General features: G+C 73.0%; 13 protein-coding genes. 6 read left to right on the top strand and 7 right to left on the bottom strand.

Annotated elements, in window-relative coordinates; translation table 11 throughout:
- Window positions 1-44 precede the first annotated feature (44 nt).
- Together ACH4FX_RS02425 and ACH4FX_RS02420 are read left to right on the top strand one after the other, a co-directional pair.
- Window positions 45-1,043, top strand: coding sequence for an acyl-CoA desaturase (locus tag ACH4FX_RS02425; RefSeq protein WP_398474318.1), 999 nt, complete (start codon window positions 45-47; stop codon window positions 1,041-1,043).
- 22 nt (window positions 1,044-1,065) lie between these two features.
- The gene (locus ACH4FX_RS02420; RefSeq protein WP_398474317.1) at window positions 1,066-1,752 is read left to right on the top strand and encodes a TetR family transcriptional regulator; all 687 of its coding nucleotides are present in this window, start codon (window positions 1,066-1,068) and stop codon (window positions 1,750-1,752) included.
- Between the two features lie 205 nt (window positions 1,753-1,957).
- On the opposite strand, the gene ACH4FX_RS02415 is transcribed toward ACH4FX_RS02420, so the two are convergent.
- Window positions 1,958-2,449 carry a hypothetical protein gene (locus ACH4FX_RS02415; RefSeq protein ID WP_398474316.1) on the bottom strand — a complete coding sequence of 164 codons (492 nt, stop codon included), beginning with the start codon at window positions 2,447-2,449 and terminating at the stop codon, window positions 1,958-1,960.
- Between the two features lie 222 nt (window positions 2,450-2,671).
- Here ACH4FX_RS02415 and ACH4FX_RS02410 point away from each other — a divergent pair, with 222 nt between their 5' ends.
- Window positions 2,672-2,878, top strand: a complete 207-nt coding sequence (locus ACH4FX_RS02410; protein WP_398474315.1) for a hypothetical protein — start codon at window positions 2,672-2,674, stop codon at window positions 2,876-2,878.
- 16 nt (window positions 2,879-2,894) lie between these two features.
- On the opposite strand, the gene ACH4FX_RS02405 is transcribed toward ACH4FX_RS02410, so the two are convergent.
- Together ACH4FX_RS02405 and ACH4FX_RS02400 are read right to left on the bottom strand one after the other, a co-directional pair.
- The gene (locus ACH4FX_RS02405) at window positions 2,895-3,266 is read right to left on the bottom strand and encodes a glyoxalase (protein WP_398474314.1); all 372 of its coding nucleotides are present in this window, start codon (window positions 3,264-3,266) and stop codon (window positions 2,895-2,897) included.
- Window positions 3,267-3,283: 17 nt separating this feature from the next.
- Complete coding sequence (locus ACH4FX_RS02400) at window positions 3,284-4,102, bottom strand: trans-aconitate 2-methyltransferase (RefSeq protein WP_398474313.1); 819 nt, start codon at window positions 4,100-4,102, stop codon at window positions 3,284-3,286.
- 144 nt (window positions 4,103-4,246) lie between these two features.
- Here ACH4FX_RS02400 and ACH4FX_RS02395 point away from each other — a divergent pair, with 144 nt between their 5' ends.
- From ACH4FX_RS02395 to ACH4FX_RS02385, 3 genes are all read left to right on the top strand, one after another.
- Complete coding sequence (locus tag ACH4FX_RS02395; RefSeq protein ID WP_398474312.1) at window positions 4,247-4,744, top strand: MarR family winged helix-turn-helix transcriptional regulator; 498 nt, start codon at window positions 4,247-4,249, stop codon at window positions 4,742-4,744.
- Window positions 4,745-4,812: 68 nt separating this feature from the next.
- Window positions 4,813-5,646 carry an SDR family NAD(P)-dependent oxidoreductase gene (locus tag ACH4FX_RS02390; RefSeq protein WP_398474311.1) on the top strand — a complete coding sequence of 278 codons (834 nt, stop codon included), beginning with the start codon at window positions 4,813-4,815 and terminating at the stop codon, window positions 5,644-5,646.
- A gap of 202 nt (window positions 5,647-5,848) precedes the next feature.
- On the top strand, window positions 5,849-7,936 hold the full coding sequence (locus tag ACH4FX_RS02385; RefSeq protein WP_398474310.1) for a beta-galactosidase: 2,088 nt from the start codon (window positions 5,849-5,851) through the stop codon (window positions 7,934-7,936).
- A 51-nt stretch (window positions 7,937-7,987) separates the two neighbouring features.
- On the opposite strand, the gene ACH4FX_RS02380 is transcribed toward ACH4FX_RS02385, so the two are convergent.
- From ACH4FX_RS02380 to galT, 4 genes are all read right to left on the bottom strand, one after another.
- A complete protein-coding gene (locus ACH4FX_RS02380; RefSeq protein WP_398474309.1) occupies window positions 7,988-8,767 on the bottom strand; it encodes a LuxR C-terminal-related transcriptional regulator in 780 nt (259 codons plus the stop codon).
- Window positions 8,768-9,096: 329 nt separating this feature from the next.
- Window positions 9,097-10,368: a galactokinase gene (galK, locus tag ACH4FX_RS02375; protein WP_398474308.1), complete on the bottom strand. Its 1,272-nt coding sequence runs from the start codon at window positions 10,366-10,368 to the stop codon at window positions 9,097-9,099.
- On the bottom strand, window positions 10,365-11,336 hold the full coding sequence (galE, locus tag ACH4FX_RS02370) for a UDP-glucose 4-epimerase GalE (protein WP_398474307.1): 972 nt from the start codon (window positions 11,334-11,336) through the stop codon (window positions 10,365-10,367). Before galE ends, galK begins: the two co-directional genes overlap by 4 nt.
- On the bottom strand, window positions 11,333-12,379 hold the full coding sequence (gene galT, locus ACH4FX_RS02365; RefSeq protein WP_398474306.1) for a galactose-1-phosphate uridylyltransferase: 1,047 nt from the start codon (window positions 12,377-12,379) through the stop codon (window positions 11,333-11,335). Before galT ends, galE begins: the two co-directional genes overlap by 4 nt.
- Between the last annotated feature and the right edge of the window lie 12 nt (window positions 12,380-12,391).

The following is a 12,391-nucleotide window of genomic DNA, read 5'->3' as shown; positions in this document are numbered from 1 at the left end:
CGTAGCCGTAACCGTGCCCCCGAGCCCCCGACGAGGGACGCCCTATGACCGTGAGCCCCGAAGTCATCGAAGAGACTCCGAAACCCGCCGAGGCCGGCACCCCGCTGCCGTCCGCGACGCTCGGCAGCGACAGCAAACGCTCGGTCGAGCAGATCACCCTGCTGCTCTTCATCACCGTGCCCTTCGTGGCGCTGCTGGCCGCGGTGCCGCTGGCCTGGGGCTGGGGGGTGAGCTGGCTCGATCTCGCGCTGCTGGCGGCGATGTACTTCATCGGCTGCCACGGCATCACGATCGGCTTCCACCGGTACTTCACCCATGGCGCCTTCAAGGCGAAGCGCCCGCTGCGGATCGTGCTGGCGGTCATGGGGTCACTGGCGGTGGAGGGGCCGCTGGTGCGCTGGGTGGCGGATCACCGCAAGCACCACAAGTTCTCCGACGCGGAGGGCGACCCGCACTCGCCCTGGCGGTTCGGTGAGACGGTGCCGGCCCTCATGAAGGGCCTGTGGTGGGCCCACATCGGATGGATGTTCGACGAGGAGCAGACGCCGCAGCACAAGTTCGCTCCGGACCTGATCAAGGACGACACGATCCGCCGGATCTCCCGCCAGTTCGTCCTGTGGACGGTCGTCTCCCTGCTGACCCCGCCGCTGATCGGCGGCCTGGTCACGATGTCCTGGCAGGGCGCCGCCACCGCGTTCTTCTGGGGCTCCCTGGTCCGCGTCGCCCTGCTCCACCACGTCACGTGGTCGATCAACTCCATCTGCCACGCGGTCGGCAAGCGCCCGTTCAAGTCCCGCGACCGGTCCGGCAACGTCTGGTGGCTGGCGGTGCTCTCCTGCGGCGAGTCGTGGCACAACCTGCACCACGCCGACCCGACGAGCGCGCGGCACGGCGTCATGCGGGGGCAGCTGGACTCCAGCGCCCGCCTGATCCGCTGGTTCGAGAAGGCCGGCTGGGCGTACGACGTACGCTGGCCGAGCGCCGCGCGGCTGGACGCCAAGCGGCTGGACGGGGCCGGGCGCGGGGGTGCCGGGCGGGGATAGCGGGGGAAGGCATGATTGACGGGTGGCGATCGACGGCAGCAGCGTGAACGACAAACAGGGCAAGGCCCCCTCCGGCGCGGGCACCCGGCGCACCCGCAGGGTGCGGATGACGGGAGCGGAGCGCCGCGAGCAGCTGCTCGACATCGGTCGCACCCTCTTCGCGGAACGCGGCTTCGAGGGCACCTCGGTCGAGGAGATCGCCGCCAAGGCCGGTGTCTCCAAACCGGTGGTCTACGAGCACTTCGGCGGCAAGGAAGGGCTGTACGCGGTGGTGGTGGACCGCGAGATGCGGCAGCTGCTGGACATGGTCACCGGCGCCCTGACCGCCGGCCACCCCCGCGAACTCCTCGAACAGGCCGCGTTCGCGCTCCTGGACTACATCGAGACGTACACGGACGGCTTCCGCATCCTGGTCCGCGACTCCCCCGTCGCCCAGTCCACCGGCACCTTCGCGTCGCTGATCAGCGACATCGCCACCCAGGTCGAGGACATCCTGGGCCTGGAGTTCAAGGCCCGCGGCTTCGACCCGAAGCTGGCCCCCCTGTACGCGCAGGCCCTGGTCGGCATGGTCGCCCTGACCGGCCAGTGGTGGCTGGACGTCCGCAAACCGAAGAAGGCCGAGGTGGCCGCCCACCTGGTCAACCTCGCCTGGCACGGCCTGGACGGCCTGGAACCGAAACCCCGCCTGATAGGCCACCGCCGCTCCTGAACCGAAGGCTCGGCCCGTAATCCCTGCCACCTCTGGTAGCTCCTTACCGTTGAAACGCCCGGTACCTTTCAGAGCCTGCCGTCGCGATTCCCGACGCCCAAGGAATTCCCAGTCGTGACCCCCGAGCTCGAACAGAAGGTTCTTGCCGTGCTGCCGCCGGGCGAGCGGCTCGTCGCGGGGTTCGGGGTCTCTCGTTCGCTGGCGTTCAGTCGGTGGGCGGGAGCAGCAGTGCGCCGGATTCGCGGCGGCCCAGGGTGCTGGTGGGGCGGGAGAAGGAGGGGGACGGCTGGGCTCGCTTCTTTTCCCGGCTTTTCGCATGTTCACCACCGACGTGCCTTCCCGGCAGCGGGGCGTTTCCATCGAGGGGCCTGCGCTGCGGGGCAAGCGCCAGAAGAACAAGGAGTCGTCCTTCGGCGGGTGGGACAGCCTGGCCGGGCAGTTCCTGATCGCCGGGCAGCCGCAGTCCAAGACCGGGGCGGCCGCTGTCGTCGCCGTCACCGATGTCTGTCTGCGTTTCGTCTACGTCCAGTACCGGCGTGTCCGTGGCGGGCTGGGCGAGGCCGTCGAGCTGGGTGCCTCCTTCCCGCACGATGTCCTGGCGTGGACCCGGCGTCACGAGCCGAAGAACGAGATGCAGTTCGGATTTTCCGACGGGTCCTGGGGGACTCTTTTCGTCCGACGAGGCCGATTTCCTCAAGTATTTCCCGGGAACGCTCAGCCACCGGGACCCCATTCCGTAAATCCTCACCCATCTCGGCCTTCGGCTGAACCGAGAATCCCGTCCGTGTCCCGGCCGGCGGAACACCCGTGTCCGGCCTGCCCCGTCCTTCTGAGGAGAACGACCCGTGCGGCCCGACCTGGAACAGAAGATCGTTGCGGCTCTGCCCCGGGACGAGCGGTTCGTGGGGGATTCAGCGTCATGCGGGCGGCCACCGGCCGTGACACGGTGCAGCTTGGTGCCTGCTTCGACCGCGGTTGTCTGGCCTGGACGCGCCGCAGGAACACCGGCCTGGATGTCCAGTTCGGCTTCACCGACGGGTCGTGGGGCACGGTCGTGGTCACGCCCGAGGAGGATTTTATGCAGGTGTTTCCCGGCACCCTGCCCCATACGGTTCCCATTCCGTAGGCAGGGTCCGGGCCGGTCACTGCTCGGCCCGGTGCTCCAGGAATTCCAGGCGGTTGCCGACCGGGTCGTGGGCGTAGAAGCGGTCGTGGTCGGGCAGGTCTCCGTCCCAGGTCACGGGCACGCCGTGGGTGAGGAGGCGCTGGGCGTAGGTGTGGATGGCGGTGACGCGGAAGGCCGGGTGGGCCTTGGGGGCGGGGTGGAATCCGGGGTCGATGCCGAGGTGGAGCTGGGTGGTCGGGCCGGCCTCGAACCAGCATCCGCCTCGGGCGGCCAGGCGCGGGGGCTTGGGGATCTCCCGTAGGCCCAGGACGCCGCCGTAGAAGGCGCGCAGGGCGGCTTCGCTGCCGGGTGGGGCGGCGAGCTGGATGTGGTCGAGGCCGGTGATCATGGCTTCACCTCAGGGGGTCAGCGTTCTGTGCGGGCCACCACGAATATGCGGCGGAACGGGAAGACCGTGCCGTGCGGGCCGGGCGGGTAGGACTTGCGGAGCAGGTCGCGGTACTGGCAGAGGAATTCGTCGCGGGCCGCCGGGTCGTCCTCCAGGGCGGTCAGTACGGGGCGCAGGGCGGTGCCCTTGACCCAGTCGAGGACCGGGTCCTCGCCCTGGAGGAGCTGGACGTAGGTGGTCTCCCAGGCGTCCACCGCGCAGCCGAGCGCGGTGAGGCGTTCCAGGTAGGCGGTGGGGTCGAGGATGTGGACGAAGCGGCGGCCGTGGCCGGCGAGGCGGTCGCGCCATTGGGGTTCGTCGCACAGGTCGCCGAGCAGGGCGTGGCTGGGCGAGGTGAAGTTGCCGGGGACCTGGAAGGCGAGCGTGCCGCCGGGGGTGAGGCCGTCGATCCAGGCCGGGAGGGATTCGGGGTGGTTGGGGACCCATTGCAGTGCCGCGTTGGAGACGATCAGGTCGAACGGTTCTTCCGGGCGCCAGTGGGTGGCGTCGGCGGGCCCGAAGTCGAGGTGGCCGCCGCCGGGGGTGGGGCCGGCGTACGTCTCGGCCTCCTTGAGCATGTCCGCTGAGCTGTCCAGGCCGGTGATGTGCGCGTCCGGCCAGCGGTCGGCGAGCTGGACGGTGACGTTGCCGGGGCCGCAGCCCAGATCGGCGATGCGGGCGGGGCGGTTCCGGTTGGGCAGCTCGGGTATGCGGGCGAGCAGGTCGTGGAACGGGCGCGTGCGGTGTCCGGCGTGGCGCAGATACTGCTGCGGATCCCAGGTTGGTGCGACGTGCATGTTCGAACCCCTTCAGCGGATGCAGGGTTGGTACAGGCCACGCGAGCGCGGCGTGAGCCCATCGCCGACGATGCCCAATCGTCCACGGAAATATATCTTGACGTCAAGAGACTTCACATCGACAGACCAACTACACTGATCGCCATGGAGGACGAGGTCGACCGACTGGTCGCAGCATGGCGCCGGGAGCGCCCGGACCTCGACGTGGAACCGCTTGAGGTCCTCAGCCGCATCAGCAGGCTGGCCAGACACCTCGACCGCGCACGCCGCCTCGCCTTCTCCGAGGTCGGCCTGGAGCCCTGGGAATTCGACGTGCTCACCGCGCTGCGCCGCGCGGGGGCCCCGTACCAGCTGTCCCCCGGCGCGCTGCTGACCCAGACCCTGGTCACCTCCGGCACGATGACCAACCGTATCGACCGGCTCGCGAAGAAGGGCCTGGTCGAGCGGCTGCCCGATCCCAGCGACCGGCGCGGCGTGCTGGTCCGGCTCACGCCGGAGGGGCGCGAGGCGGCGGACGAGTCGCTGGCCGGACTGCTCACCCAGGAGCGGGCGATCCTCGCCGAGCTGTCCCACCAGCAGCGCGGCGAACTCGCCGGACTGCTGCGCCAGTTGACGGCCCCGTTCGACAACACTCCGGGCTGACGGCGGTACGGCCCCGGCCCGCCATGTCCCCTTGCCGGGCACCCGCCCGGTGGGCTTGGATCGCCGCCATGAGCCAGCACGGCCCGCGGGGCCAGCAAGGGCACGAGGGACGGCACGGGCACCGGCGGCCCTCCGGGGCACCGGACGGCGCGCGGTTCCCGGGGCGCACGGTCCTGGTGACCGGCGCCGCCGCCGGGATCGGCGCCGCCACCGCTGACCGGCTGGCCGCCGAGGGCGCGCAGGTGCTGCTCCTGGACATCGACGACGAGCGGGGCGAGCGCACCGCCCGCCGCATCCGCGCCCTCGGCGGCCGGGCCTCGTACGAGCACTGCGACGTGGCGCGCGAGGAGCACTGGCAGCGCGCCGTACGGGCCGCGCGGCAGCGGTACGGCCCGGTGGACGCCCTGGTCGGCAACGCCGCCCTGCAAGGGCTGCACGCGCCCGCCGACCTGGCCTCGCCGGCGGACTGGGACCGGCAGCTGGCGGTCAACCTGACCGGCGCCTTCCTGGGCGTGCGGGCCGTACTGCCCGATCTGCGGGAGCGGCACGGCGCGGTCGTCCTCACCTCGTCGGTACAGGCGCACTTCGGCCTGCCGGGCCGTCCCGCGTACGCCGCGTCCAAGGCGGGGCTGACCGGTCTGGCGCGCCAGCTGGCGGTCGAGTACGGGCCGGAGGTCCGGGTGAACTGCGTGCTGCCGGGGCCGGTGCTGACCGCCGCGTGGGACGCCGTCGGGGAGGCGGAGCGGCGGGCCAGCGCGGCGGAGACCGCGGCCGGGCGGCTCGGGCGCCCGGAGGAGGTGGCGGCGGCCGTCGCGTTCCTGCTCTCGGACGACGCGTCGTTCGTGACGGGGGCGGATCTGGTGGTGGACGGCGGCTGGAGCGTCCGCAAGAACTCGTCGTGAGACGGCCGGGCGGATAGCTGGTGCGGCCGGGCAGGTGGCGGTGCTGCCGGGCGGATACCGGTGCGGCCGGATGTATGCGGTACGGCCGTACGGACGCGGTACGGCGCCCGCCCCCGGGAATCATGGCCGTACGGGCCGCTCGCCGCCTCCGGCCGCGCCGCCCGCAGCTCGTGCCGGTATCCGACGCGACCCAGGAGACCCGATGGGCATCCATTTCGGTGCGGACTACAACCCCGAGCAGTGGCCCGAGGAGGTGTGGGAAGCCGATCTGCGCCTGATGCGGCAGGCACACGTCACGATGGTGACGGCCGGGATCTTTTCCTGGGCACGTGTCGAGCCCCGCCCCGACGCGTACGACTTCGACTGGTTCGACCGGGTCATGGACGGCCTCGGCGGCGCCGGCATCCGCGTGTGCCTGGCCACCATGACCGCTTCCCCGCCGCCCTGGCTCACCCGCGCGCACCCGGAGGTCCTGCCGCAGGGTCCGGACGGGCAGCGCCGCTGGCCGGGCGGGCGGCAGCACTACTGCCCGTCCAGCCCCGTCTACCGCGCGCACGCGGTCCGCCTGGTCGAGCGGCTGGCCGCCCGCTACGCCGGACACCCGGCGCTGGCCATGTGGCATGTCGGCAACGAGTACGGCTGCCACACCCGTCAGTGCTACTGCGACGTGTCGGCCGCGGACTTCCGGCGCTGGCTGCGCGCGCGGTACGGCAGCGTGGGCCGCCTCAACGACGCCTGGTCGACGGCCTTCTGGTCGCAGGCGTACGCGGACTTCGAGGAGGTGCTGCCGCCGCGTACCGCACCCACCTTCCCCAACCCGGCCCAGCAGCTGGACTACCTGCGCTTCAGCGACGACGCGCTGCGCGGCTGCTATCGGGCGGAGAAGGAGGTGCTGGCGCGCCTGAGCCCCGGGACGCCCGTGACCACGAACCTGATGCCCTTCCACAAGCCGGTGGACGCCTTCGCGTGGTCGGAGGACATGGACGCGATGGCGCTGGACTTCTACCAGGACCCCTTCGATCCGGAGACGCACCTGAAGGCCGCGTACACCTTCGACCTGATGCGGTCGGCGCGCGGCGGGCAGCCCTGGCTGCTGCTGGAGCAGGCGCCCGGCGCGGTCAACTGGCGGGCCCGCAACGGCCCCAAGCCGCCGGGCGCCATGCGGCTGTGGAGCTGGCAGGCCGTCGCGCAGGGCGCGGACGCCGTCCTGTACTTCCAGTGGCGGCAGTCGCGCGGCGGCGCGGAGAAGTTCCACTCCGCGATGGTGCCGCACGCCGGTACCGACACCCGGATCTTCCGCGAGACCGCGGAGCTGGGGCGGGAGCTGGCGTCCGTACCGGAGATCGCCGGGACGCGAGCGGTACGGCCGACGGCGGCGCTGGTGACGGACTGGGACAGCTGGCGGGCCCTGGAGCTGGACTCGCACCCTTCGACGGCGCTGCGCCTGCCGGAGCTGGCGCTGGGGCACTACCGGCCGCTGTTCGAGGCGGGGGTCGCGTGTGACGTCGTGCCGCCGGACCGCGACCTGTCCGGCTACCGGCTGGTCGTCGTGCCGAACCTGTACCTGCTGACCGAGGACGGCGCACAGCGGCTGGCGTCGTACGTGCGGGACGGCGGGCACCTGCTGGTGTCCTTCTTCTCGGGTGTCGTGGACGACTGCGACCGGGTGCACCCCGGCGGGTGTCCGGGGCCGCTGCGGTCGCTGCTGGGTCTGCGGGTGGAGGAGTTCTGGCCGCTGGACGAGGGCGCGACGGTGGGCGTGCGGGGCCGCGCGGACGTACGGGGGCGCGGCAGCGGGCCGGGGAGTGCGGGAGGGGCGGCGGGCGCCTGGGAGCTGCCCGCCGGTACGGCGGACCTGTGGTCGGAGGCCATCCGCCCCGAAGGCGCCGAGCCGGTCGCCCGGTTCACGGACGGCGAGCTGGCGGGCGGCCCGGCCGTCACCCGGCACGGCTACGGCGCGGGCACGGTCACCTATGTCGGCACCCGGCTCGAACCGGCGCTGATGCGCGCCCTGATGGACGGTGTGCGGGCGGCGGCGGGCGTGCGGCCGGTGCTGGCCGGGCTGCCCGCGGGTGTGCAGGCCACGGTCCGGGAGGGCGCCGGCGGGCGCTTCCTCTTCCTCCTGAACCACGGCGCGCGGGCGGCCGACATCGCCCTGCCGTGCCCGATGGCCGACGCGCTCGCCGGGGCGCGCGGGGAACGGGTGGACCACACGTACCGGATCGCGCTGCCCGCACGCGGCGTGGCCGTGCTGAAGGACCTGCGCGGGGCGGTGTCCGCGGGCGCCTGACCGGGGACCGGCCGGTGCCGGACGCGGCGCGGGCGGGCCCCGCGCCGCGTCTCAGGTGAGCGCGGAGGCCGCCGCCGTGGCCGGTTCCAGCTCCACCGGTCCCACGCCGGCCCGCCGCGCCAGCGCCACGGCGGCCAGCGTCGAGTGCACGCCGAGCTTGCCGAGCACGTTCTGCATGTGCGTACGGACCGTGTGCGGGGACAGGAACAGCCGCTCGGCGACCGCCTTGCGGCCGAGCCCCGCCACCATGCAGCGCAGCACCTCGCGCTCGCGCGGTGTCAGCGACTCCACCAGCCGCTCGCTCTCCGTACGGTGCTTGCGCGCCGCCGTCAGCTCCCGCAGGACGCCGGTGAGCAGCGCGGGCGGCAGGTGCGTCTCGTCGCGCAGCACGCCGCGGATGACGGCGAGCAGACGGGAGAGCGAGCAGTCCTTGGCGACCCAGCCGCCGGCGCCCGCCTGGAGGGCGAAGGCGGCCCGGCGCGGGTCGTCCTTCTCGGCGAGCACGACGGTACGGACGTACGGATACGCCGTGCGGACGCCGGCGACCAGCGAGATGCCGTCCAGCGGGCCGCCGTCCGAGGCGCCGTCGCGGCCCGGCGCGGGCCGGTCCGGTACGGACGCCAGCGGCGCCGCGACGGTGCCGAGGTCGGCGTCGATGAGCATCACGTCGAAGCGCCGGCCGTCCGCGGCCGCCCGCTCCAGGCTGCGCAGGGCCGCCGGACCGCTGCCGGCCGCCGCCACGTCCACGTCCTGTTCGGCCGCGAGCGCGGCCGCCAGGGACTCGGCGAAGATGCGGTGGTCATCGACCACCAGAACCCGGATGCGTTGCACTGAGACCCCCTGTCTCGGGGAACGGACCAAGTGGGCACGACGCCCGGGACAAGGGCCGACGCAGCCGCACGGCCGCCGCCGTGCCGCATGACCACCCCACCCCGGGCGTCGTACCCGACTGTCTCGCCCCCTGATCAGCACCGGCCCCCACCGGTGCTGGGACTCAGATTACGGACGGGGTGCGGTAACGGAAGGCTATTGGCAAAACTGCCCGGCCCAAGTGTTCAGGGTGGGGCCCAGCGGCCGTCGAGGGGCACAAGTCGACGAGGTTCGGCTCAATCCGATCGGGCGCGGGGCGGACCGCACCCGGTCCCGGCCCGCCCCGCGCCTCACACCAGCCGCCGCGCCCCCGCGCCCGGTACGGCCGGGAAGATCCGCGGCGCCGGGTGGCCGGCCGCCGCGAACGCCTGCGTGATCCGCGCGGCGACGGCGTCCGCGGCCGGCTCCTCGACGAGCACGATCGCCGAGCCGCCGAACCCGCCGCCGGTCATCCGCGCGCCGAGCGCGCCCGCCGCGCCCGCCGTCTCGACGGCGAGGTCCAGTTCGGCGCAGGAGACCCGGAAGTCGTCGCGCAGCGAGGCGTGTCCGGCGGTCAGCAGCGGTCCGATGGCGCGGGGCTCACCTGCGTCCAGGCGGGCGATGACCTCCTCGACCCGGCGGTTCTCGGTGACGACGTGCCGGACGACCGCCGCCATACCGGGACCGCCGTCACCCGGCCCGCCGACCGGCCCATGGCTCTGCCCGTGGCCCGGCCCGTCGTCCGGTCCGCCGTGCTCCGCCGTCCCCAGCCTGTCCAGTGCCTCCGGCAGGGTCGCGTACGGCACGTCACGCAGGGTGCGTACGCCGAGCGCCCGCGCGCCGCGCTCGCACATGGCGCGCCGCTGCGCGTACGCGCCGTCCCCCAGCTCGTGTTTCACCCGGGTGTCCACGACCAGCAGCCGCAGCCCCGCCCGCGACAAATCGAACGGAACCTGGCGCTGGGAGAGGTCGCGGGTGTCCAGGAACAGCGCGTGGCCGTCCGTGCAGCAGGCCGCCGCGGTCTGGTCCATGATGCCGCAGGGCACGCCCACGAAGGCGTTCTCCGCGCGCTGGGCGAGCCGGGCGAGGCGCTGCCGGGTGAGCCCGAGGCCGTACAGGTCGTCGAGGGCGAGCGCGGTGACGACCTCCAGGGCGGCGGACGAGGACAGGCCCGCGCCGACCGGGACGGTGCTCTCGTAGTGCAGGTCCGCGCCGCCGACGGGCAGCCCGGCCTCCCGCATCGCCCAGGCGACGCCCGCCGGATAGCCCGCCCAGCCGCCGTCGGCGGCCGGGCGCAGGGCGTCCAGGCGCAGTTCGACGGTCCGGCCGCCGCCGCTGCCGTCCCCGGAGTGCACCCGCAGTACGCCGTCGGTGCGGGGCGCGGTGGCGGCGAGGGTGGTGTGCGGCAGCGCCAGCGGCATCACGAAGCCGTCGTTGTAGTCGGTGTGTTCGCCGATGAGGTTGACGCGGCCGGGCGCCGCCCACACTCCGGCGGGGGCGGCGCCGTAGACCTCGCGGAAGCGCTCGGCGGTGTGCCGGGCGCGCTGTTCCTGGTCCGCGGCCGGGCTGCTGGTGTCCGTCATGGCGTGCCGGCGTCCTTCCGCCGGGCGAACTCCCAGGCGTCGGCGACGATCTCGGCCAGGTCCGTACGGCTGGGCCGCCAGCCGAGCCGGTCGACGGCGGTCCGTGCGGAGGCGACCAGGACGGCGGGGTCGCCGCCTCGGCGGCCCGCGGTGATCTCGGGTACGGGGTGGCCGGTGACCTTGCGGACGGTTTCGACGACCTCGCGTACGGAGAAGCCGTTGCCGTTGCCGAGGTTGCAGATGAGGTGTTCGCCCGGCGCCGCGGCGTCCAGGGCGAGCAGATGGGCCTCCGCCAGGTCGGCGACGTGGATGTAGTCGCGTACGCAGGTGCCGTCGGGCGTCGGGTAGTCGTCGCCGTAGACGGAGATGGCCTCCCGCTTCCCCAGGGCCACCTGGAGGACGAGGGGGATCAGGTGCGACTCGGGGTCGTGGCGCTCGCCGCAGTCGCCGTAGGCGCCTGCGACGTTGAAGTAGCGCAGCGAGACGGCGGCCAGGCCGTGCGCGGCGCACTCCCCCGCGATCATGTGGTCGACGGCGAGCTTGGAGGCGCCGTACGGGCTGGTGGGCGCGGTGGGCGCGGATTCGGTGATCGGGATGCGCTCGGGCTCGCCGTAGGTGGCGGCGGTGGAGGAGAAGACCAGGGTGCGCACACCGGCGCCGCGCATCGCGGCGAGCAGGTCCATGGTGCCGCCGACGTTGTTGCGCCAGTACTTCTCGGGGTCCGTGACGGACTCGCCGACCTGTGAGAAGGCGGCGAAGTGCAGGACCGCGTCGTAGGTGGCGTCCAGGTGGCGGGCGGCGTCCTGGACGCGGCCCTCGATGAAGCGGGTGCCGGCCGGGACGCCTTCGCGGTGTCCGGTGGACAGGTCGTCGAGGACCGTGACGGTGTGCCCGGCCTCGACCAGGTGGGCCGCCACGACGCTGCCCACGTATCCCGCACCGCCGGTGACCAGGTACTTGTTGCTCACTCGCTCGCTACCTCTCGCAGTCGCTGGGCCGCAGCCTCCGGCGGCACGTCGTTGATGAACACGTTCATGCCGGATTCGGAACCCGCGAGGAACTTCAGCTTGCCGGAAGTGCGGCGGACGGTGAAAAGCTCCAGATGGAGGGCGAATTCGGTGCGGTCGGCGGCGTACAGCGGCGCCTGGTGCCAGGCGGAGATGTACGGGGTGGGCGGCTCCCCGGGGACGAAGATCCGGTCGAAACGCCGCAAGACTTCCAGATAGACCTGTGGGAACTCTGTGCGCGCCGCCTCTCCGAGGGCGAGCAGGTCGGGGACCCGGCGCTTGGGGTAGAGGTGGACCTCGTACGGCCAGTGGGCGGCGTACGGGACGAAGGCGGTCCAGTGCTCGGTGTCCAGCACGATCCGGCGGCCGTCGGCGCGTTCGTCGGCGAGCACGTCGTCGAAGAGGTTGCGGCCGCCGGTGCGGTCGCGGTGGGCGGCCAGCTGGGCGAGCATGCGCTCGGTGCGCGGGGTGACGAAGGGGTAGGCGTAGATCTGGCCGTGCGGGTGGCCGAGGGTGACACCGATCTCCGCGCCGCGGTTCTCGAAGCAGAAGACCTGCCGGACGGCGGGGTGCTGGGAGAGTTCGGCGGTGCGGTCGGTCCACGCCTCCAGGACGAGCGCGGCCTGCTCCTCGGTGAGGTCGGCGAAGGAGGCGTCGTGGTCGGAGGTGAAGCAGACCACCTCGCAGCGGCCGGTGTCGCCGGCCAGGGAGGGGAAGCGGTTCTCGAAGACGGCGACGTCGTAGTCGGCGGCGGGGATCTCGGTGGCGCGGCCGTCGCGGGAGGGGCACAGCGGGCAGGCGTCGGCCGGCGGGTGGTACGTACGGCCCTGACGGTGCGAGGCGACGGCGACCGCGTCGCCGAGCAGGCGGTCGTGGCGGATCTCGGAGGCGGTGGAGACCGGGTCGAGCGGCCGGCGGTCGGTGGCGTCGCGCACCGTGTCGTCCCGCAGGTCGTAGTAGATGAGCTCCCGGCCGTCGGCGAGCCGGGTCATCGTCTTCTTCACTGGAGCACTCCT

The organism is Streptomyces sp. NPDC018019 (genome assembly GCF_044327805.1).
Classification (GTDB): Bacteria; Actinomycetota; Actinomycetes; order Streptomycetales; family Streptomycetaceae; genus Streptomyces.
The sequence above is the reverse complement of the archived record's forward strand: the minus strand, read 5'-3'. Positions and strand labels throughout refer to the sequence as shown.